The following is a 21,690-nucleotide window of genomic DNA, read 5'->3' on the forward strand; positions in this document are numbered from 1 at the left end:
GACGCGATCAGCCCGACGCGATCAGCCCGACGCGATCAGCCCGACGCGATCAGCCCGACGCGATCAGCCCGACGCGATCAGCCCGACGCGATCAGCCCGACGCGATCAGCCCGGCGTCGCGCAGCGCGGCGAGGAGGTTCCAGATCCGGGCGGCGGCGGTGTCGTGAGTGCTGCCGGGCAGGTCGCCGGACACCCACAGGGTCGTCCCGTCCGGGGAGGCGATCATCTGCAGGTTCACCCCGTGCATCGCGTGTTTTCCGGAGTAGAGGGGCCGGTCGGCGGCAATCCGGCCGATCGGGATCAGCGTGCCGTCGATCAACACGTAGGCCATGCCCTGGCGTTTGGCCTTGCGCAGCGCGTCCCGCAGCTTCGGGGCCCGTCCGGCCAGCAGTTCGACGACTTCGTTGACATAGTGGTGGAGACCGCGAACCCGGGCGCCCACCTCAGCGAACGGCTCGCCCTTGCGCAGGTACACCAGCACCAGCAGTGCCGCTGCTGTCCCGGGTTGAGCTTGCGCCACACCGACCCGAGCCGCTCGCGGTGGGCGCGGACCAGGCCGGACACGAAGGCCAGGGTCTGATGTGACAACGGCAGCGCGGCACGGTAAAACAGCACGTGAAGCCCCTGGCATCTGCAGAACGATCTTGGTCGATAGCTCTACTACCAGGGGCTTCGTCACATCCGGGCGTTGCCACGCCGGTGCTGATCTACCTATGATCCGAGTGGCACGGCTACTGTTTATCGTGATGTCGGAGTGCAGAGTTCGGATGGAAGTACTCGCATAGGAATGCACGTTTCCGTTGAAGTTGAGCATGGCGGTGAGACGATTCACAGCGAGCTGGCAGGCGAGTCGGGTACACAAGCGGTTGGTCAGTTCTTTAGTGGCTTCAAGGAAGGCGGTCTTAGGCTGTCTCCTATTCGAATTTTGTTGCCTAATACTGCTAGGGCTCAGGCCTTTCAGAGGGCTACTGAGGGTTACGTTTTCGGTCGCCACACGCCTGAGTTAAACTGTGTCACCTACTGTAGGAATGTACTAGAGGCTGGCGGCATCGAGGATATCCCGGAAGACTATGATGGTATTATGAATTGGCTTAACGCGCGTGGTAACTGAGCGTTGGTTCGATGGTATGCAGGAAAGGAGATTTGAGTGGCCGACGAGTCTGATCGCGGATTCTCTGGAGGGCTTGAGTATGGCTGGCCTACGGTTTGGGTGACGCCCGAAGAGTTGAAAAAGCCTACTCGTGATCGGATGATAAATCTGGTAATTGCAATGTTGGAGAGCGAGCTGTTTGGCAATGATGATGTGGAGCTGATTTGCCTTTTCCTTGCCGAGGATGCTAGGTTTAATACCTGGTTCGAGACGGTTAATCGTACAACAGGCTTTAGAGATGGCGAAGCTTCGGCGTTGCGAGCGGAAGTTTCACATGTGGCTAGGCGTGTTTATGAGGCTTGGGGCGCGCTCGCTGTTCAAAGCGAGAAGCGTGGCCGAAAAATAAGTGGAATTGAATCGGAGTTGGCGGCGCTCTCAAGGGTGCTGCGTGAAGAAGTGGCTAGGTTGATCGATATTCGACAAGGTGGGCGGTCGTAATCCCCGACTCGGTGTGAGTTGCGGGCGGCGAAGGGCCTGCTGATCCTTTATTGCCCGTTACTGTTGAATGTATTATGAGTAAATTTCGCGTGGATGTTGATCGGAGATCGGTTTTTGTGTGGAGACGGAATGGTAACCGGTTACTGGCGGTTCTTTGGACCTGGGCCGATGAGTGGTGGCAGTAGTGCCAGGAAGGAGTGGCAAGTTCGTGTGGTCGGCAATGCTGTGTGAAATGGGGGGTTCGGGCGGTTGTGGTCGGGCCAGACCCTTGCGGTGTTCGGCGGGATAGACTGGCCGGACCTGCTGTAGGGGAGGGCCCGAGTGTCGGACACGCCGTTGATCCGGAGTTTGCGCGCGGCGGTGGAGGCGGTGCCGGGGGACGTGACGCTGAGGCTGCACCTGGCGGAGCAGCTGCTGGCGGTGGGGGACGGCGAAGGGGCGGCGGAGCAGGCGGCGACAGCGCTACAGCACGACCCGATGTCGGGGGCGGCGAGGGATGTGCTCGGGAGGGCGCTGGGGATCCCGGGGGAGCGTGGGGTCAGGCCGGCGGAAGTGGTGCGGGCCGTAGCGGGGCCGGAGGCGGACTTAGGGGAGTCTGAAGCCAAGGCGGAGCGGCTGCCGACGGAGGAGCAGCTGCCGACGACGGCGGAGCCGAAGGAGCAGCTGGCGGAGCCGGAGCGCGCGCAAGCGCAGCGACGGCCGGAGCCTGAATGGACGGTGAAGCCGGAGCACCCGGGAACGGAGCAGGAGGCGAAGCCGGCGGAGCGGGAGCGGGCGGAGCCGGAGCTTGCGGAGCAAGAGCAGGTGAAGGCGGAGCCGGAACCAGCGAAAGCGGAGCAAAAGGCGGAGCCGACCGAGCCTGAACTGGCGAAGGCGGAGCCGGAGCAAGAAGAGCCGAAGCACGCGGGAGCGGAGCAAGAGGCGAAGCCGGCGGAGCGAGAGCGGGCGGAGGCGGAAGCCCAAGACGCCCAAGAGCCGGTGCCCGTGGGCGAAGTGGTGTTCGACTGGGCGGCCGCCGAAGAAGAACTGGGGTTCCTGGACGTCGAAGAAGGACGGATCACGCTCAAGGACGTGGGCGGCCTCAAGGCGGTGAAGGAGAGGCTGGAAGCGGCCTTTCTGGCGCCGATGAGGAACCCGGAGCTGCGCAGGCTGTACGGGAAGAACACGAGGGGCGGCCTGATGCTGTACGGCCCGCCGGGGTGTGGGAAGACGTTCATGGCCCGGGCGGTGGCGGGGGAGCTGGGGGCGAAGTTCATCTCGGTGACGCTGTCGGACGTGCTGGACATGTACATCGGCCAGTCGGAGCGGAACCTGCACGAGATGTTCGAGACGGCCAGGAGGAACGCGCCCTGCGTGCTGTTCCTGGACGAGGTGGACGCGCTGGGGCAGAAGAGGAGCCAACTGAGGTCCTCGGCGATGCGGGGCACGGTGAACCAGCTGCTGGTGGAGCTGGACGACGTGAGGGACAGCAACGAAGGTGTCTTCGTGCTGGCGGCGACGAACCATCCCTGGGACGTGGACACGGCGCTGAGGAGGCCGGGGCGGTTCGACCGGACGCTCCTGGTGCTGCCGCCGGACGGCGAGGCGAGGCAGGCGATCCTGAGGTACCACCTGAAAGGGCGGCACGCGGAAGGGATCGACATCGCGAAGCTGGCGAAGCGCACGGAGGGGTACTCGGGGGCGGATCTGGCGCACGCGTGTGACGTGGCGGCGGAGAAGGCGCTGCTGGACTCGGTGCGCAGCGGCCGGACGAGGATGATCGGCGCGAAGGACCTGGAAGAGGCGCTGAAGGAAGTGCGGCCGTCGACGGGGCCGTGGTTCGCGGCGGCGAGGAACGTGGCGATGTTCGCGAACGAAGGCGGACAGTACGACGAGCTGCTGGCCTATATGAAGAAGCACCGGCTGGCCTGAGCGAAATGGACAGCATCGGCCGGGCGAGAACGCTGATCGACCTGGGGCGCCACGAGCAGGCCCGGGCGGAGCTGGCGAAGGCCCTGGCGGACGACCCGGCCTCGACGGAAGCCTGGTGCCTGATGGCCCAGTGCGAACAGAAGGCGGGCGACCCGCAAGCGATGCTGCACGCGGCGAGGCAGGCGCTGGCGTCCAACCCGGACAGTGAATGGGCGCACCGGCTGCAGTCGCTGGCCCTGCACAAGCTGCGCAGGCACGAAGAGGCGATTGCGGCGGCGAGGGAAGCGACGAGGCTGGCGCCGCATCAGTGGCAACAGTACGTGGTGCTGGTGACGGCGCTGATCCCGTTGCTGGACAAGCACTATGTCGAAGCGACGGAGGCGGCGGACCAGGCGGTGCAGCTGGCGCCGCTGCAAGCGGAGACGCACCTGACGAGGGGCGTGCTCAACGGGGCCAAAGGGAACCTGCCGGAGGCGGAGCGGAACTACCGCGAAGCGCTGAGGCTGGACCCGGAGAACGCGGCGGCCCGGAACAACCTGGCGACGATCGAGCTGAGGAGCAACAACCTCGAAGCGGCGACGGCGGGTTTCGCGGCGGCGCTGGCGGAGAACCCGAGGCTCCAGGTGGCGAGGGACAACATCGACCTGGTGTGTCGCAGGGTCCTCAGAGGTGCCCGCCTGGCGGCGCAGACGGTGTTCATCGGCACGGGATTCGTCACCATCACGTACGACGGCGGCCCGACCTTCCCGACGGTGGTGGCGGCGCTGCTGGCGGTCATGTGGCTGGTGATGGTGGCCAAGCTGGTGGGGCGCCTGGCCAAACCGGTGCGGAGCCACCTGGGCCGGTTGATACGCAACGACCGCCGCCACACGCCGACGGTACTGTCCACAGTGGCCTTCATCGCGGCCGCGCTGGCGGCCGCCTGGATGCCGGTCTCCGTGTTGACGGCCGGCATCCTGGCGACCGTCGTCTACTTCGTCACCGACCGACTGCGGCGCGCAAGGACTGCTTGAGCGAGCCGAGCGTGGCCAACACGGCGGTGGGCTCGTACCCGCAGTGGGCCATGCAGTTGGCGCAACGGGGATCCTTGCCTCGGCCGTAGGCGTCCCAGTCGGTGTCGTCGATGAGCTCCCGGTAGGTCTTGGCGTAGCCGTCGGACATCAGGTAGCACGGCTTCTGCCACCCCAGCAGGGAATACGACGGAATGCCCCACGCGGTGCAGGAGAAGTCGACCTTGCCCTCGAGGAAGTCCAGGAACAGCGGGGAGTGGTTGAGACGCCACCGCTTGCGCCGGCCGTCGGCGAAGGCCTTGCGGAACAGCTCCCGCGTCTCCTGCACGCCGAGGAAGTGCTCCTGGTCGGGCGCCTTCTCGTAGGCGTAGGCGGGCGAGATCATCATCTCGCTGACCTTGAGGTCGTCGTTGAGGTAGTCGAGCACCTCGATGACGGTCTGCGGGGTGTCGGTGTTGAAGAACGTGGTGTTGGTGGTGACCCGGAACCCGCGCTGCTGCAACTCCTTCACCGCGGCGACGGCCTCGTCGAACACGCCGTCCTTGTCCACGGACAGGTCGTGCCGCTCCTTCAGGCCGTCGATGTGCACGGCGAAGGCGAAGTACTTGGAGGGCTTGAAGTCGAACTTGTCGATGCGCTTGCGCAGCAGCACGGCGTTGGTGCACAGGAACACGTACTTCTTGCGCCGCACCAGCTCGTTGACGATCTCGTCGATCTGCGGGTGCATCAACGGCTCGCCGCCGGCGATGGAGACCATCGGGGCGCCGCACTCCTCGATGGCGTTGATCGCGCGCTCGACCGGCATGCGCTGGCGCAGCAGGTCGTGGGGCTGCTGGATCTTGCCGCAGCCCGCGCATTTGAGGTTGCAGGCGAACAGGGGCTCCAGCTCGACGATGAGCGGGAACTTCTCGCGCCGGCGCAGCTTCTGCCCGAGCAGATAGCCGGCGATCCGCAGGCTCTGGTGCAACGGCATGTTCACTGGTGGACCTCTTTCACTTGCGACTCCGCCCAGTGCCGCAGCACCGGGCCGATAGCGGCGAGGCGGCGCAGCGCCACGACGCCGCCGCCGAGGGTTGCCGGTCCCAGTAGCGGCCGGGACGGCGTGTCGACGATGGCCCGCACCACGGCGTGCGGGCGATCGCCGGCGAGTGTGAGCACGCGGGTGGATTCCATGTCCACGGCCAGCGCGCCGGTGCTGCCAGCGAGTTCGGAGCGTTCGGACGAGTGCACCACGTGGTCGCTGAAGGCGATCGGCCCGTGGTGCACGACGAAGCCGTTGCCACGCAACGACAACGCCAACGAGAGGTCGTCGACGACGAGGTCGCCGGGGGTGATGCCGTCGACGAGGGCCCCGGCGAGCCCGGCGACGACCAAGGGCACGCCGGGCGCGGGCGAGAGCCGGGAGGGGTGCCGAACACCCATCCCGACGGCGATCACCGGCACGCCGCGGAGCCCGCGTCGCAACGCGAACTGCTCGATCCGCAGCGCGGTGACGACGACGAGATCAGCCATCGAGATACCGTCCGAGCGCGGTCAACGGGAAGACCAGCCGGTACAGGTGGTAGTTGATGTAGAAGTCGCCGGGGAAGCCGGTGCCGGTGAACTGCGGCTCGTCCCAGGTCCCGTCGGAACGCTGCGTGGCGACGAGCCAGCGGATGCCCCGCTCGGTCGCGGTGCCGCGCTCGCCGGCCGACAGCAGCGCGAGCAGCGCCCACGCGGTCTGCGACGCGGTCGAGTCGCCCCGCCCGACCCACGACTTGTCCCGATAGGACCGAAGGTCCTCACCCCAGCCGCCGTCGGCGTTCTGGTGCTGCTCCAACCACTTCACGGCTCGCCGGACCGACGGGTGCACGGTCGGCACACCGGCGGCGATCAACGCCGGCACGACGGCGCCGGTGCCGTAGACGTGGTTCGCGCCCCACCGGCCGAACCACGAGCCGTCGGCCTCCTGGTTGTCCAGCAACCACTTCAGCCCGCGACGGGCCGGCTGGAGGCCGGAAAGCCCCTCGTGGGCCAGCATCTCCAGCACGTGCGCGGTGACGTCGGCGGACGGCGGGTCGATCACCGCGCCGAAGTCGCAGAACGGCAGCTTCTCGGCCAGCCGGCGGGTGTTGTCGGCGTCGAAGGCGCCCCAGCCACCGTCCCGGGACTGCATGCCGATGGTCCATTCGACGGCCCGGCGCACCGCGGGCTCGTCGGCCGGCAGCATTCGCCGCAGCGCCAACACGATCTCGGCGGTGTCGTCAACGTCGGGGTAGTTGTCGTTCTCGAACTCGAACGCCCAGCCGCCCGGCGGCAGCGAGGGCCGGCGCACGGCCCAGTCGCCGCGAACGGTGACTTCCTCGTCCAGAAGCCAGTTTCCGGCGCTCTTCAACACGGGATCGTCAGCCGGCATGCCGGCGTCCAACAGCGCCGTGACGGCCAGGGCGGTGTCCCACACCGGAGACTGGCACGCCTCCAGCCGGCGGATCCCGTCCTCCTTGATGGTGAACTCGTCGAGCCCGTGGAACGCCTTCTTCAGCACCGGGTGGTCCAGCGGGTAGCCCCGCAGGTGCAGGGCCAAAATGGAGTACACCCACGGCGGCTGGATGCCGCCCCACCCGCCGTCGGCCTCCTGGCGGTCCAGGATCCACTTGAGACCCTTGCGGATGGCGAACTCCCGCAACGGTTTCACCGGCAACCGAGCGTGCAGGTGCAGCACCCTGTCCAGGCGCTGGAAGAATCCGCCCCAGCTCAGCGCGGGCTCGAAGGGCTCGTCGGGCTGGCCGGTCTTCAGCTCGGCCACCGAGATCCCGAGCGGACGCACGGGCCGCATCGAGCCGACGATGGTCAGCGGCACCACGGTCTGCCGGGCCCAGCAGCCCCAGTCGTAGATGTTGAGCGGGAACCACTTGGGCAGCAGGATCATCTCCGGCGGCAGCACCGGCAGCCGGTCCCACGACCATTCCCCGAACAGCGCCAGCCAGATCCGGGTGAACACCCGGCTCTTCTCGATGCCGCCGTTGTCCAGCACGAACTGCCGGGCCCGCACCATGTGGTCGGCGTCGGCCGGGTCGCCGGCCAGCTTCAGCGCGGTGTAGGCCTCGACGGTGGTGGACAGCTCGCCGGGGCCACCGTAGAAGGTGGCCCAGGTGCCGTCCGCCCTTTGCTGCGAACGGATCCAGGCCGCGGTCTCGGCGGTGCCGACGGGCTCCCGGATGCCGAGGAACTGCCGCATGAGCAGGTCCTCGGCGTCCATCGTGACGTTGGTCTGCAACTCGCCCTTCCACCAGCCGTCGCCGTCCTGCAGCGACACCAGGTGGTCGATGGCCCTGCGCCGGGCCAGGTCGACATCGCTCACCGATCGCGCTCCGTCACGAAGTGCGTGATCTGCCACAGAGCCTCCCGAATTTCCGCAGGGGCGCCGACGGCGTCGAGATCCTCGCCGGCCGCGACGACCTGCCGGTCGGCCTCGGCCTCGGCCCAGGCCAGGCCGCCGGCCTGCTCGATGAGCCGGGCGAACTCGGGCAGCTCCTCGTCGTCGGGCACGCCCTCGACGAGATAGCGCTCCGCGAGCTCGTCGCCGGCCGCGGTGCCGGACGTCAGCGCGGCGACGACCGGCAGGGACTTCTTGCGCACCTTGAGATCCGCGAGCACGGCCTTGCCGGTGACCTCGGGCGCGCCCCAGATGCCGAGCAGATCGTCGACGAGCTGGAAGGCCAGCCCGAGGTGCATGCCGAAGCGCGCCAGGCGGTCGACGACCTCGGGCGGGGCCCCGGCCAGGATGGCCCCGATGGACGCGGCGCAGCGCATCAGGGCACTGGTCTTGCCGTTGGCCATCTCGATGCACTCGTGCAAGGTCACGTCGCGGCGGCGCTCGAACTCCAGGTCCGCGCTCTGCCCGGCGATCAGGTCCTGCACGGCCAGAGTCACGGCGTCGGTGGCGGCCGGCGAGGCGGGCGGCTGGAGCACCTCCACGGCCAGCGTGAGCAGCGCGTCACCGGCCAGGATCGCCGCCGGCACACCGAAAAGCTTCCACGCCGTCGGGCGGTGCCGGCGCTCGACGTCGCCGTCCATCACGTCGTCGTGCAGCAGCGAGAAGTCGTGCACGAACTGAACGGCCACGGCGCCGGGCACGCCCTGCGCGGCGGTGCCGCCCGCGGCCTGGGCCGACAGCAGGGCCAGCGCGGGCCGCAATGCCTTGCCACCGCTGCTCTTCGTGGGCTTGCCGTCCGGATCGAGCCAACCGAGGTGGTAGCTCACCACGTTGCGCACGGACGGGTTGAGGGTGTCGACCGCGCGCCGCATCGCCGGCTGCACCAGATCGGCGGCGGTGGTGACCGGGCGGGGCAGCGTCGAGGTCATCGGGCCACCTCGCTCACCGAGGCGGGAAGCTGCTCCGACAACAACCTGGCCGCGTTCTGTCCGCTGCGCACGGCACCCTCCATAGTGTCTGGCCACCCCGTCGCGGTCCACGCCCCCGCCAGCACCAGACCGGGAACTCCGGTCCGCTGGGCGGCGCGCCTGCGACCACTGCCCGGCTGCTGCCGGAAGGTGGCCGTCCGCTCCTTGGTGACGAAAAAATCGGTGGGGACCTGCCCGGCGGCGCCGGGCAACACCCGGCTGACCTCCGGCAGGAACAGCTCCCGCAGCTGGGTCACGGGCAGGTCGATCCAGTCGCCGGCGGCGGAGACCGACACGGCCAGGTACTGGCCCTGGGTCAGCCCCGACACGGCGGTCCGGTCGAACGCCCACTGCACCGGCGAGCCGACCACCGCGACGAACGGCAGGTCGGTCACGCGCCGCGGGAAGACCACGTGCACGTTGAAGATCGGCGAATGGCCCAGGTCGTCGGTGACGATGTCGGGCAGCAGCTTGGCGGCCGCATCGGATGCGGTGGCCACGACCACCGCGTCGGCGGCGATGGTGTCCTCGCCGGTCACGACCTCGAAACCGTTGCCGTCACGGCGAATCTCCTTCACGGCGGCGCGCAGCCGCACCTGTGCGCCGTGGGCGAGCAGGTAGGCCATGGCCGGTTCGCCGTGCAGTTGCGACAGCGGCACCGCCGGGACGCCGATGTCGCAGTTCTCGCTGCGGTCCAGCAGGCCGGTGCGGAACACCTTGGCCGCCAACGCCAGCGAGGCCTCGTCGGCGTCACAGTTCAATGCGGCCACGGTGATCAGGTTCCACAGCGCGGCAATGGTGGCGTCGTTCTGCCCGTGCTTGCGCAGCCAGTCGCCGAGACTCTGCTCGTCAAGGCGGGGATCGTCCGGATTGAGCCGTCGCAGGGCGGGCACCGCGCGCGCGGCCCGCAGCCGATCGGTCACGGACAGCAGTTTGTACGTGGCGAGCGAGCCCAGCAGGTGCAGCGGCGCCGGCAAAGCCGTGCGGGACAAGGAACCTGGCGTACCGTCGACGCCCTGCACCGGGATGTGCATCCGCGGCTGCATGTCGATGTGGTGAGCAACGCCGATTCGGCGCAGGAAATCGAGGTAAGCGGTGTAGCAGCGCAGCAGCACGTGCTGCCCGTTGTCCACCACGAGATCGCCGCGGTTGAAGGAGAAGGTCACGCCGCCCAGCCGGGCGCGGGCCTCCAGCAGGGTCACATCCAGGCCGCGGTCGGCCAGTTCGCAGGCGGCGGTGAGGCCGGCCAAGCCGCCGCCCACGACAACCACCCGCGCGGTCACGGCCGCGACCCGGCCAGCGATCGCGCCGCCACCAGGACTTTTTCCCAGTCCGGTAGGGATGTTCGGGAGCTGCGGATCAGCCACGGCCGGGTCATCATGCGGGCCAGCAGCCGGTGGTAGATGCCGGCCATGGCCGCGCAGCAGGCCCGGCTGCGGCCGTCCAGCCGAGGCAGCAGGCGCAGGCCGACGGCGTACCACTCCTCGGCCCGCGCGCCCTCGTAGGCCAGCAGGGCCGACAGGGCGTCCTCGTCGTCGGTCAGGTTGCCGTCCGCATCGAGTTCCAGCGTGCAGCCGAACCGGCGCAGATCCTCGGCCGGCAGGTAGATCCGCCCGTTGCGGCGGTCCTCCAGCACGTCGCGAAGAATGTTGGTGAGCTGCAAGGCAACCCCGAGCGCGTCGGCCAGCTGCGAGTCCCGCGCCTGGTCGGGGCTGCCGAACACGGCCAGCGACAACCGGCCGATCGAGCCTGCGACACAACGACAGTAGTGCCGAAGATCCTCGAAGTTCTCGTACACCGTGCCGAGCACGTCGGCCTGGCAGCCGTCGATCAGCTCGTCGAACGCGCCCAGCGGCAACCCGAACCGCAGCGTCGCGTCGTTGAGGGCGACGGCGACCGGATCCTCCTTGCGGTCGGCGAGATTGTGCAACCTTTCACGAACCTCGTTCAGCCCGGCCAGGCGTTCCGTGGCCGGCGCGTCCCCGTCGCCGATGTCGTCCACCAGCCGGGCGAACGCGTACACGGCGCTGAGCGCGCGGCGTTTGACCGGTGGCAGAAGGCGGATCCCGTAGGAGAAGTTCTTGGCCTGCTCGCCCGTGAGCCGCTCGCAGTAGTCGTACGCGGCGTCGACGGTCAGCTGCACCTGGGTCACCGGCCACCGCCGAGCGACCGCACCAGTTCGGCGATCGTGCGGGATTTACGTGGTCGTGGCGTGGTTGTCAAAACGTCGAAACGCGCGTTGACGATGGCGGCCGCGGTGGCCCGCCCGCCCGCGACGTAGCCGGCCACGGCCAGCCGGCCCAGTCCGCTCAGCGTGCCCACGATCGCCGCCCCTTCGTCCAGCAGCCGCAACGTGCGCTGCGTCTCGAACGCGATCAGCGCCCGCACCTCCCGGGTGGCCTTGGTCGCGGCCAGATCCTCTTCTTTCACACCGAAACGGTCGAGATCCTCGGCCGGCAGGTAGATCCGCTCGTTGCGGTAGTCCTCGGCGACGTCCTGGAGGTGCTCCAGCACCTGCAGCGCCGAGCAGACCTGGTCGGACAGGGCGGCGCGTTGCGGCGTCATCGCGTCGAACACGTGCAGCACCAGGTGGCCGACGGGATTGGCCGACAGCTCGCAGTAGCCGAGCAGGTCCTCGAAGGTGCGGTAGCGCTTCACCTGTTGGTCGCGGCGGTTGGCCTGCACCAAACGGTCGAGCGGGGTACGCGGGATGCCGCACTCGTGCACGGTGACGGTCAGATGGGCCCACAGCTCGTCGGTGGCGACGTAGCCGGCGTAGATGCGGTCGATATCCCGGTCGACCTTGTCCAGCAGGGCGTTGCGGTCGCCGGGGGCCTCATCCCCGATGTCGTCGACGAGGCGGGCGAAGGCGTAGATGGACAGCAGCCTGCGGCGGATCCTCGGCGGCAGCAGCAGGCTGGCGACGGTGAAGTTCTCGCCGTCCGCCTTCTTGTGCAACGCCGTCACGTCGGGGCCGACAGGGGTGGGCAACTGTGGCAGGGGTGTAGTCCAACTCGGCCGCGCAGGCGTGTCGACCACGGGGTCCTCCGGTGGTGCTTGCGGAGTAGCAGTGTCGAGCGCCGGTCGCGGTGCGCCGATCCCGGTGCCCCGGTGGGCCCGCCGACGGCCGGTGTCCCCATACGGTGATCCACACAGGAGATCTTCGCAACCTGAATCAACACCATGAGACCTTTTCGGGCCATCGATCACGCGGTCGGCCCCGTCCGGTCATGGTCTCGGGGCGACGCCCTTGAGGTCAGACCAACCAGTCGGTATGTTCTTGCCGCATCAACAGCCGTATCCGATCGGTGAGGATGTGGTTGACATGGCAGCCCACGATGTCGTCGGCGCGTGCGACCCGGCTTTCGCAACAGTACGAGACGTTCTGGCAGCTCAGCTGGCCGATGGCCGCCAGCTCGGGGCCGCGCTGGCGGTGCGCGTCGGCGATCGGCACGTGGTGGACATATGGGGTGGGCACGCCGACCCCGGGCGGTCCAGACCCTGGTCGGCCGACACCGTCGTCAACGTCTGGTCGACCACCAAGGGCGTGGTCGCGCTGGCGTTCCACATGCTGGTCGACCGGGGTCTGCTCGACCCGGACCAGCCTGTCCGCAAGTACTGGCCCGAGTTCACGAACGACACGGTGCTGGTGCGGCATCTGGTGTCCCACCGGGCCGGACTGGCCGCGTTCCGCACGCCGACCACGGCCGAGGAGCTGGCCGACTGGAAATTGATGATCACTCGGCTGGCGGACACCCAGCCGTGGTGGGAGCCGGGGACCGCGTCCGGCTACCACGCGCTCACCTACGGTTTCCTTGTCGGTGAACTGATCCGGCGGACCACCGGAAACACGGTGCGAGAATTCGTACAGCACGAGGTGGCCGATCGGGCAGGGGCCGACTTCTCGATCGGACTGTCCCCGACGGACAACCACCGCGCGGCCACGCTCGTGCAGCCGCCGCCCGAGGACCCGGCGGCGTTCCAGGCGTTGTTCGCGCAGCTCAATCCCGTGGCACTGGCCGTGCTGACAAATCCGGTAGTGGGCCCGGACCAGGGCAACTCGGCGTTCTGGCGGGCGGCGGAGATCCCGGCCGCCAACGGCCACACCACCGCTCGCGGCGTGGCCGCGCTGTACGGGGCCTTCGCTTTCGGTGGTGTCGCCGGGGGACAACGGCTGCTCGGCGCGTCGCAGGTGGAACGGGCCCGAGAGGGCCAGGGCGCGTGCGTCGACCTGGTCATCGGCGACGCCGGCCTCGGTGGTCGCGAGTCGGAATTAGGGCTGGGCCTGTGGTTGTCCGGCGAGGACGGCCACTACGGGCCCAATCCCCGCGCGGTCGGGCACGACGGCTTCGGCGGATCGTTCGGTCTGGCCGATCCTGAGGCGGGGCTGGCCATCGGGCACGTGATGAACCTGATGGGCACCGTGATCGCCGACGACCCGCGCAAGATGGAGCTCATCGACGCCGTCTACTCCTGTCTGTAGAAAACCGGTCGCAGCGCGTGGTCATGGGCTGACATGCTCACCGGGTGTTCGCCGACCTGTTGCGCCATCGCGACTTCCGCTGGCTGACGGTCGGACGCACCGTCAGTCTCATCGGCAACGGCATGGCGCCCATCGCGCTGGCCTTCGCCGTGCTCGACCTGACCGGCTCGGCCGCCGACCTCGGCGTGGTGGTGGCCGGCCGGTCACTGGCCACTGTGGTGGTGCTGCTGGCCGGTGGCGTGATCGCCGACCGGCTGCCGCGAGCCGCGGTACTGCAGGGATCAAGTATTGCCGCGGGAATAACCCAGGCGCTGGTTGCGTCCCTGGTGTTGACGGGGTCGGCCTCCGTGCCGCTGTTGGTCGTGCTGAGCGCGGTCAACGGCGCGTTGAGTGCTGTCTTCAGTCCCGCGTCGAGCGCGCTGACACCGCAGACGGTGCCGGCGGATTCGTTGCGCGCGGCCAATGCCGCCACCCGGATCACCGTGAATCTGGCCATGATCGTCGGCGGTTCCGTGGCCGGCGGGCTGGTGGTCGTGATCGGTCCCGGTTGGTGCATCGGCGTGGACGCCGTCACCTTCGCGCTGGCGGCCTTCTGCTACACGCGGGTCCGCGTGCCGATGCCCGCGCGGGAGCCGTCGCACGTGGTGGCCGATCTCCGGGAGGGCTGGGCGGAGTTCACCGGCCGGACCTGGCTGTGGGTCATCGTGGCGCAGTTCCTGTTCGTCAACGCCGTCAACGCCGGCGGCATCCAGGTGTTGGGTCCCGCCATCGCCGACGCCACCTTCGGCCGTGCCGGCTGGGGGTTGGCGCTGGCCGCGGAGACCGTCGGCGCGTTGGCCGGCGGCTTCGTCGCCGCCCGGTTCCAGCCGCGGCGGGCGCTGTTCTTCGGCGTCAGTTTGGTCTTGCTGGAAGCGGTGCCGCTGGTGACCCTGGCCGTCGCGCCGGGGACCGTCGCCATGATGGTCGCGTTGGCGCTCACCGGGTTCACCATGGAACAGGCCGGCGTCGCGTGGGACATCTCGTTGCAGGAGAACATTCCCGCGGACCGCTTGGCCCGGGTGTACTCGTACGACGCCGTCGGGTCCTTCGTGGCGATGCCGCTGGGGCAGATCGTCGCCGGCCCGGCCGCCGTGGCCTTCGGGGCCCGGTCAGTGCTGTTGGTCGGCGCGGTGGTGGTCGTCGTGGCCACCGTGGCCGCCCTGTGCAGCCGCTCCGTCCGCACTGTTCGCACGGGAACCCCGGCGAGTCACGCTTAGCGGCACACCGAATGTAGGTTTCGGGCAGAACCGAGCTCTGAAGCTCAGTTCTGCCCGAAACCGTATTTCGGTGTGTCTGAGAGCGTGACTCGCGGGGGTCAGGCGCAGGTGGTTTGGGGGGTGGCCCAGTCGGCGTGGTCGTTGGTGTTGCCGTCGCCGCCGTCGGTGACTATGAGGCGGAGCAGGCTGGCGCCGGTGGTGACGGCGGTCAGGGTCTGGGCGGGGGCGCCGCGCTTGATCAGGCCGGAGTCGGCGATCTTCTTGCCGTCGGCCCAGATCTCGAAGCTCACCGAGCCGGCGCCGGTCTTCTCGTCGTCGAGGCCGACGGTGCTGCTGACCGTCGAGCAGCGGCCGCCGAGATAGTAGGTGACGGTGCTGGGCGCGTTGGTGCCGAGGCCCTTGGCGTAGGTGACGCCGCCGAGCGTGATGGGATGCCCGTCGCCGGCCTTGGACTCGCCGTTGCTGGTGTTGCGCTCCACCGGACCGTAGCCGTTGTCGGCGGACAGCCAGGGGTCGTCGCCGAGCTGGGTCGTGCCCGAAGGAATGGGCGTGGCGATGGAAACCACCAGATCATAGTCCATAGTGGACTTGCCGGGCTCGTAGGTTGTGCTGACGTGCAAGGGATAGTTGCCGGCGGGGGCATCGGGTGGACTGGTGACGGACCACCGAGCCGTCAGGTCATGGCCGGATGGCAGCACGGGATAGAACGTCGGCGAAGAGGCCTTGACGGTCCAGCCGGCGGGGCCGGTGAGCTTGACGCTGCCGAAAAGTCCAGGCAGGACACCGTCATTGCTCGTCACGGTGGTGACCGTCGTGGTGACGCCGGGCTGCACGAGGGCGGGCGCGCCGGGGTAGGGGACCGGCAGGTCGGCGCTGGTGTGCACGGCCGGCGGGTTCGACCACCACTGACCACCGCCGTGCACGCGGAACATCGCGGTGCCGTGGGCGGGCACGGTGGCGCTGATCTTGCCGGCGGTCTCGGTGGTCTTGTGCGACCACAGATCGTCCAGCTGGTACCCGAACGCCTTCGGCAGGCCGACCGCGGCGGCCGTGGTGCTGATCGTCGCCGCGGTGCTGTTCTCGTTGAACAGGGCGACGGCCCGGTCGCCGTTGGCCAGCGGCTTGCTGATCACGTGCAGACCGTTCGCATTGGACAGTTCGGTTCCCTGCACTCCCAGGGGATCCTGGTCAACGTCGATGACATCGGAGTTGGTCAGGATGCTCATCGTGGCCGGCGTGGCCTTGCGGATGTCGGAGCCGATCAGCAGCGGCGCGGCCATGATCGACCAGAGGCTGAAGTGGCTGCGGTACTCGGTGTCGGTCATGCCGCCGTTGCCGACTTCCAGCATGTCCGGGTCGTTCCAGTGCCCCGGCCCGGCGTACGGCGCGAGCACGACGTTCTTCTTGAAGATGGACAGCATCGAGCTGTACTTGTCGCTGATGTCGCCGGTGGTGCGCCACGAGTTGCCGACCGCGGAGCCCCATGTCCAGGGGTCGTTGACGCCCCATTCGCAGAGGCTGTACAGGATCGGCCGCCCGGTCGCGGCGAGTGCGTCGCGCATCGCGCTGTACCGGTCGATGTACTGCTGCGTGGTGGTGCTGCCGGCGTTGTTGCAGTTGTCGTACTTCAGGTAGTCCACGCCCCACGACGCCCACAACGCGGCGTCCTGCTTCTCGTGCCCGAGGCCGCCGGGGAAGCCTGCGGTGTTGCAGGTTTTGGTGCCGGCGCTGGAATACAGGCCGAACTTGAGGCCCTTGGAGTGCACGTAGTCGGCGGCAGCCTTGATGCCGTCGGGAAAGCGCACCGGGTCGGGCACCAGGTTGCCGTCGGCGTCACGGGCCGGCAGGGCCCAGCAGTCGTCCAGGTTGACGTACTGGTAGCCGGCGTTGCGCAGTCCCGACGAGACGAACAGGTCGGCGATGCCCTTGACCATCGCCTCGCTGAAGTCGCCGCTGCAGTGGGTGGCGTTCCAGTTGTTGAACCCCATCTGGGGCGTGCGCGCCAGGCCGTTGTCGAGCGCGACGGCGGCCGGGGCGCAGACCAGCGTCAAGCCGGCCGCCGCGGTGGCCGCCGCGACCCCGATCGCCGCCAGCCGTAACCGGACAGACATCGGACCTCCTCGTCGAGATGGGCGGTGAGGCCCATCACACAAGGCGTGTCCGTCCACCACAAGACGTCGAAAGACCACTTGACAGGGGTCGGGTCACGCCGGCGCGCGCGACACCCGTGGATTCACGTGCTGCCTCAGCAGCGGCTTGAATACGTCGAGTACGAGCAACTCGACGATCCGCTGTTGCTTGTGGTGACCGTGAGGATGATCCCGGCCGCCACAAGAAGAAGAGGGATGATCACGGCCGTCCACATGAGGATGCGCCGAATCGAGTGCAGGAGGACGACCGCCTCGACCGAGGCCTGGGCCTGGGCTTGTTCGACGCTGCTGCTCGATGAGATGCGAGTGAGCGACGCCTTGACGTTGTCGGTGGACCAGGAGGCTCCGTACCCCAGTTTGCCGTCCATGCTCGGTTGGAAGGCGGACTGTTCGGGACTCGGCGTGGAAATGGCTGCCTCCTCGATAGTTCCGCGGCACTTGTCGCACGGGCATCGCTGGGCGGCAGACAATAGTTACTTGTGAATGATCAGTGCAGCGTGCCCTCGCCGACGCGCAGGTCATCGGAGGTCTGAACGCAGGCGAGGGTGAACGCGGCCAGCCCGTCGGCGATCGTGCGCACCGGCAGCGACGCACGGTCGGCGGCAGCGCCGGCGGTCATCTCGGCGCTGTAGGGCACGTGCACGAAGCCGCCGCGCACGTGCGGCAGCTCCGTGGCGATCAGGTGCATCAGCCCGTAGAACACGTGATTGCAGACGAAGGTGCCGGCGCTGTACGACACCGCGGCCGGCACCCCGGCGTCCCGCATGGCCTTGGCCCCGGCCTTGATCGGCAGGCCGGTGAAGTACGCGGCCGGGCCGCCCTCGACGATCGGCTCGTCGAGGGGCGACCGGCCGCTGTTGTCCGGAATCCTGGCGTCGTTCAGATTGATCGCCACCCGTTCCGGCGTGATCACGTCCCGGCCGCCGGCCAGGCCGACGGCGATCACCACATCCGGTTCGTGGGCGCGGATCGCCTGCCCCAGCACGGTGATCGACTCGCCGAACACGCAGGGCAGCTGCTGCTTGACCAGCTCGACCCCGGGCACGTCGACCAGGCGCACGGCCTCCCAGGACGGGTTCACGGTGTCCCCGGCGAACGGCTCGAAACCGGTCAGCAGCACGGTGCTCATAGCTCAGAATCCCATCAAGTACATGATCGCGATGTTGCAGACCAGCAGCGGCGCCGCGGTCGGCAGCTGCGCCTTGATGGGGCCGTAGCGGTCCTTCATCTCCAGCAGCACCGCCGGCACGATGTTGAAGTTCGCCGCCATCGGCGTGCACAGCGTGCCACAGAAGCCGGCCAGCATGCCCACCGCGAACACGATCGCCGGGTTGCCGTGGAAGACCTGCACCAGCACCGGCCACCCCACCGCCGCGGTCATCACCGGGAACGCGGCGAAGGCGTTGCCCATGATGATCGTGAACAGCGCCATGCCCACGCAGTACAGGATCACGGCGATCAGCAGCGAGCCCTTGGGCAGGATCGCGGACACGATGGCGCCCACGGCCGTGCCGACGCCGGCGTTGGCGAACAGCAGGCCCAACACGGCCAGCATCTGCGGCAGCACCGCCGCCCAGCCGATCGCCTGCAGCAGGCGGCTGCCCTCGGCCAGCGGCACGCCCAGCGACGCGTGCCGCCGCAGGCCACCGGCCGGGCGCAGGAGCACCAGACCCACCGCGGTGGCCAGCAGCGCGCCCACGCCGAGACCGGTCAGGGTCGCGGTTCCCGTGGCCAGCAAGGGCTTCCCGTTCACGGTGATCGAGGCGATCATCGTGGCGAAGACCAGCGCCACCAGCGGAATCATCAGCGCGGGCACGAACAGCCTGCCGCGCAACGTGTTCGCCGCGGTGATGCGCTCGGCCTGGCAGGTGGTGGCAATGGTCGTCCTGCCCAGGGCCCCGAACCCGGCCAGCCCGGCGATGATCAGCACCGCTAGCCCCAACGGCCACGCCGGGGCGGTCTTGTTGACGACGAAGGTGGAGTAGCAGAAGGACAGTCCCAGCAGCGCCCAGAACGCGGCGCCGCCGTACTGGGCCTGGCGGTAGCTGAAGCTCGCGCCGACCACGAAGAACAGGCCGCACACCCAGTACAGCCACTCGGCGTCGATCATGCCGGCACCTCCTGCTTGTCCGAGGTGCGGGCCAGGGTCCGGTCCAGCCACAGCAGGCGCGCGCCGTGGATCACGTACGCGCAGACGGCGGTGGGGATGGCCCAGATCGCGATCTGGAGCGCGTCCAGCTTCAGGTGGTACGTGCTGTCCACGAAGCTGGTGATCAGCAGGATGGAGCCGATGGCGAGGAAGATGTCCTCGCCGAAGAACAGGCCGACCGTGTCGGAGCTGGCCGAGAAGGCCTTGACCCGCTCGATCTGGCGGTCCGACAGCTCGCCGTGCCGGCGGATGGCCGCGGCCAGGGCCATCGGGGCGATCAGCGGCCGGACGGTCTGCGCCGGCCCGCACATGTCCTTGAGGCCCAGTGCCGCCGTGCCCTGGCGGATCAGCAGGTACGCGGCGAGCAGGCGGCCGGTGGTCAGCGCGCGGAGCTTGCCGATCAGCCGGGAGGCCTGCTGGAGCAGGCCGTACCGTTCGAGCAGTCCGATCACCGGGAGGGTGATCACGTAGATGGTGACCGAGCGGTTGGTGGCGAAGCCGGTGCCGAAGGTGTCGAGGATGGCGAGCGGGTTGAGGCCGCCGAGCAGGGCCGTGACGATGCCGGAGACGGTGACGACCAGCATCGGATTCAGCCGCAGCGCGAAGCCGATCACCACCAGGGCCACGCCGATGAGGACGACCATGTGACCTCCTTCGCGGATGGGGTCCCTGGAGGGTAGGTCTTGTTCAACAATCCTACAAGATGTCACTACGGACGGTAGTTGGCTTCGGAATTGCTTACCTGAGTGGCTCGGATGGCCCTGGAGCGAAAATGAGCCACTCACGTAGCGCCCCCCAGTCGCTCGCCTGGGTGAAACGTCCGACTTCCGGCGGGTACCGGGCGGTGCGCCTAGCCGGTCAACTGGTCCGACACTGCTACACCGTGTCACTTGCCCTGGAGTCACGGAAGGAAATCCCTGCCATGCGTAAGCGCCTCTTCGGCACCCTGCTCGGTGCGCTGCTCGCCACCGCGGCAGCCACCGCCCCCACGGTCACCGCGGCCCCCGCGGCCATCGACTTCTCCGGCACGGTCGCCCTGAGCAACTGCTCGGGCTCCCTGGTCAAGCTGCCCGGCGCCGCCACCTCGGGGCCGGCCCTGGTCCTGACCAACGGCCACTGTTACGAGGGCGGCTTCCTCAACCCGGGCCAGGTGCTGGTGAACAAGTCGTCCAGCCGCTCCTTCACCCTGCTGTCCTCGACCGGCGGCAACAAGGCGACCCTGCGCGCCACCAAGGTCGCCTATGCGACGATGACCGACACGGACATCACGCTGTACCAGCTCAACACCACGTACGACGCGATCAGGTCGAGCTACGGCATCAGCCCGCTGGAGATCTCCACCGCGCACCCGACGCAGGGCACCGCGATCAAGGTGGTCTCGGGCTACTGGAAGCGGATCTACACCTGCAACATCGACGGCTTCGTCTACCGCCTCAAGGAAGGCGACTGGACGTGGAAGGACTCGATCCGCTACACGCCCAGCTGCAACACCATCGGCGGCACCTCGGGCTCCCCGATCGAGGACCCCAGCGGCAAGCTGATCGGCATCAACAACACGGGCAACGAGGACGGCGAGCGCTGCACCGAGAACAACCCGTGTGAGGTCGACCAGAACGGCAACACCACGGTCCACGAGGGCACGAACTACGGCGAGGAGACCTACCTGCTCGCCGGCTGCATGACCGGCAGCACCGTCGACCTGACCAAGGCCGGCTGCGCCCTGCCCAAGCCGTAAGCACCGGCCCCGTAAGGACGTTGAGCTAGGCCGGCGGCGCCGTGGTCGCGCGCACGATGAGCTGGGTGTCCAGCTCGTCCTGCCGCACCTCGGCGTCCCGGTTGGCCAACCGGTCCAGCAACAGGTCCACGGCCAGGCGACCGGCCGGCACGACCGGCATCGCCACCGTGGTCAGCGGCGGCTGGCACAGCGCCCCGAACATCAGGTCGTCGAAGCCGGTCAGCGACACGTCCTCGGGCACCCGCACGCCGCGGTCCCGCAGCCGCGCCAGCACACCCAGCGCCATGATGTCGTTGTACGCCACGATTGCCGTCACCTTCTCGGCCATCGCGAGGTCCGCCGCCTGCAGGCCACCTTCGTAGCGCGGCGGGAACGGCCCCATGTCGACCAGGTCGACATCGTGGCGCTGCACGGCGATCCGCAGTCCCCGGCGGCGTTCCTTGTTGGACCACGAGGTGCGCGGGCCGTTGAGGAAGGCGATCCGGTGGTGGCCCAGGGCCACCAGGTGGTCGATGACCTGCCGCATGCCGGAGCCGGAGTTCATCAGCGCCGCCGGCACGCCCCGCATGCGCCGGTTGAGCAGCACCAGCGTGGTGGCGTCGGCCAGCTCGCGCACCTGCTGCTCGTCGATGCCCGGCGAACACAGGATCACGCCGTCGACCTGCTTGGCCATGGCGCGCACCAGCTGCTCCTCGGCCGCCGGGTCCTCGTCGCTGTCGGCCACGAACACCGCGTGGCTGGCCAGCCGGGCCTGGTTCTGCACGCCCTTGAGCACGCCCGTGAAGAACGGGTTGTTCAGGTCGGGCACCACGATGCCGATGTTGCCGGTCTTGCCGGTGATCAGGCCGCGCGCCGCCAGATTGGGCTGGTAGCCCAGGTCGGCCGCGACCGCGAGCACGCGTTCCCTGGTCGTGGCCCGCACCAGGTCGGGAGACGTCAGCGCGCGCGACACCGTGGCGACCGACACCTGAGCCTGCCGCGCGACATCGCGAATCGTCACCGCCACCGACATCCACCTGCCTTCC

19 protein-coding genes and 1 pseudogene are annotated in these 21,690 nt (G+C 68.5%); 6 read left to right on the forward strand and 14 right to left on the reverse strand.

Translation table 11 applies throughout. The features are described from left to right. Positions 1-100 precede the first annotated feature (100 nt). Positions 101-615 (reverse strand): annotated as a pseudogene (locus AB0M73_RS27505) (transposase family protein); the annotation flags it as partial. Between the two features lie 532 nt (positions 616-1,147). On the opposite strand from AB0M73_RS27505, the gene AB0M73_RS27510 reads away from it, so the two are divergent. The 3 genes from AB0M73_RS27510 to AB0M73_RS27520 all read left to right on the forward strand — a co-directional run bounded on the left by AB0M73_RS27510 (position 1,148) and on the right by AB0M73_RS27520 (position 4,512). After that, complete coding sequence (locus AB0M73_RS27510; RefSeq protein WP_363895982.1) at positions 1,148-1,588, forward strand: hypothetical protein; 441 nt, start codon at positions 1,148-1,150, stop codon at positions 1,586-1,588. A 321-nt stretch (positions 1,589-1,909) separates the two neighbouring features. After that, complete coding sequence (locus tag AB0M73_RS27515; protein WP_363895985.1) at positions 1,910-3,499, forward strand: tetratricopeptide repeat protein; 1,590 nt, start codon at positions 1,910-1,912, stop codon at positions 3,497-3,499. Positions 3,500-3,504: 5 nt separating this feature from the next. Continuing rightward, the gene (locus AB0M73_RS27520) at positions 3,505-4,512 is read left to right on the forward strand and encodes a tetratricopeptide repeat protein (protein ID WP_363895988.1); all 1,008 of its coding nucleotides are present in this window, start codon (positions 3,505-3,507) and stop codon (positions 4,510-4,512) included. Here AB0M73_RS27520 and hpnH read toward each other — a convergent pair. From hpnH to hpnC, 7 genes are read right to left on the reverse strand one after another with little or no spacing between them, the layout of a single operon-like run. Beyond that, entirely contained in the window at positions 4,478-5,488 is a 1,011-nt protein-coding gene (gene hpnH, locus AB0M73_RS27525) for an adenosyl-hopene transferase HpnH (protein ID WP_043724790.1), read from the reverse strand. The two genes, AB0M73_RS27520 and hpnH, sit on opposite strands and share 35 nt — an antisense overlap. Continuing rightward, positions 5,485-6,021, reverse strand: a complete 537-nt coding sequence (locus AB0M73_RS27530; protein ID WP_363895993.1) for a hypothetical protein — start codon at positions 6,019-6,021, stop codon at positions 5,485-5,487. Before AB0M73_RS27530 ends, hpnH begins: the two co-directional genes overlap by 4 nt. Then, entirely contained in the window at positions 6,014-7,849 is a 1,836-nt protein-coding gene (shc, locus tag AB0M73_RS27535) for a squalene--hopene cyclase (protein ID WP_363895996.1), read from the reverse strand. The genes AB0M73_RS27530 and shc overlap by 8 nt, the downstream gene beginning before the upstream one ends. Next, positions 7,846-8,853: a polyprenyl synthetase family protein gene (locus AB0M73_RS27540; protein ID WP_363895999.1), complete on the reverse strand. Its 1,008-nt coding sequence runs from the start codon at positions 8,851-8,853 to the stop codon at positions 7,846-7,848. Before AB0M73_RS27540 ends, shc begins: the two co-directional genes overlap by 4 nt. Then, the gene (gene hpnE, locus AB0M73_RS27545; RefSeq protein WP_363896002.1) at positions 8,850-10,175 is read right to left on the reverse strand and encodes a hydroxysqualene dehydroxylase HpnE; all 1,326 of its coding nucleotides are present in this window, start codon (positions 10,173-10,175) and stop codon (positions 8,850-8,852) included. Before hpnE ends, AB0M73_RS27540 begins: the two co-directional genes overlap by 4 nt. Next, entirely contained in the window at positions 10,172-11,029 is an 858-nt protein-coding gene (gene hpnD / locus AB0M73_RS27550; protein ID WP_363896146.1) for a presqualene diphosphate synthase HpnD, read from the reverse strand. Before hpnD ends, hpnE begins: the two co-directional genes overlap by 4 nt. An 11-nt stretch (positions 11,030-11,040) precedes the next feature. Continuing rightward, the gene (hpnC, locus tag AB0M73_RS27555; RefSeq protein ID WP_363896005.1) at positions 11,041-11,883 is read right to left on the reverse strand and encodes a squalene synthase HpnC; all 843 of its coding nucleotides are present in this window, start codon (positions 11,881-11,883) and stop codon (positions 11,041-11,043) included. A 334-nt stretch (positions 11,884-12,217) separates the two neighbouring features. Here hpnC and AB0M73_RS27560 point away from each other — a divergent pair, with 334 nt between their 5' ends. Continuing rightward, positions 12,218-13,375: a serine hydrolase domain-containing protein gene (locus tag AB0M73_RS27560; protein WP_363896008.1), complete on the forward strand. Its 1,158-nt coding sequence runs from the start codon at positions 12,218-12,220 to the stop codon at positions 13,373-13,375. Between the two features lie 44 nt (positions 13,376-13,419). Then, positions 13,420-14,631 carry an MFS transporter gene (locus tag AB0M73_RS27565; protein WP_363896011.1) on the forward strand — a complete coding sequence of 404 codons (1,212 nt, stop codon included), beginning with the start codon at positions 13,420-13,422 and terminating at the stop codon, positions 14,629-14,631. A 98-nt stretch (positions 14,632-14,729) separates the two neighbouring features. Here the strand turns inward: AB0M73_RS27565 and AB0M73_RS27570 are convergent, their stop codons facing one another. From AB0M73_RS27570 to AB0M73_RS27590, 5 genes are all read right to left on the reverse strand, one after another. After that, positions 14,730-16,742, reverse strand: a complete 2,013-nt coding sequence (locus AB0M73_RS27570) for an NPCBM/NEW2 domain-containing protein (protein WP_363896014.1) — start codon at positions 16,740-16,742, stop codon at positions 14,730-14,732. 134 nt (positions 16,743-16,876) lie between these two features. After that, positions 16,877-17,149: a hypothetical protein gene (locus tag AB0M73_RS27575; protein ID WP_363896017.1), complete on the reverse strand. Its 273-nt coding sequence runs from the start codon at positions 17,147-17,149 to the stop codon at positions 16,877-16,879. Between the two features lie 119 nt (positions 17,150-17,268). Beyond that, positions 17,269-17,910: a pyroglutamyl-peptidase I gene (gene pcp / locus AB0M73_RS27580; protein ID WP_363896020.1), complete on the reverse strand. Its 642-nt coding sequence runs from the start codon at positions 17,908-17,910 to the stop codon at positions 17,269-17,271. Positions 17,911-17,913: 3 nt separating this feature from the next. Continuing rightward, positions 17,914-18,891, reverse strand: coding sequence for a DUF979 domain-containing protein (locus AB0M73_RS27585; protein WP_363896023.1), 978 nt, complete (start codon positions 18,889-18,891; stop codon positions 17,914-17,916). Next, a complete protein-coding gene (locus tag AB0M73_RS27590) occupies positions 18,888-19,574 on the reverse strand; it encodes a DUF969 domain-containing protein (RefSeq protein WP_363896026.1) in 687 nt (228 codons plus the stop codon). Before AB0M73_RS27590 ends, AB0M73_RS27585 begins: the two co-directional genes overlap by 4 nt. A gap of 278 nt (positions 19,575-19,852) precedes the next feature. Between AB0M73_RS27590 and AB0M73_RS27595 the strand changes: the two genes are divergently transcribed. Next, positions 19,853-20,665: a serine protease gene (locus AB0M73_RS27595; protein WP_363896029.1), complete on the forward strand. Its 813-nt coding sequence runs from the start codon at positions 19,853-19,855 to the stop codon at positions 20,663-20,665. A 25-nt stretch (positions 20,666-20,690) separates the two neighbouring features. On the opposite strand, the gene AB0M73_RS27600 is transcribed toward AB0M73_RS27595, so the two are convergent. Next, positions 20,691-21,677, reverse strand: coding sequence for a LacI family DNA-binding transcriptional regulator (locus tag AB0M73_RS27600; RefSeq protein ID WP_363896032.1), 987 nt, complete (start codon positions 21,675-21,677; stop codon positions 20,691-20,693). Positions 21,678-21,690: the final 13 nt, after the last annotated feature.

Origin of the sequence: Kutzneria sp. NPDC051319 (assembly GCF_040682195.1) — a bacterium.
In the GTDB taxonomy this organism is placed as follows: domain Bacteria; phylum Actinomycetota; class Actinomycetes; order Mycobacteriales; family Pseudonocardiaceae; genus Kutzneria.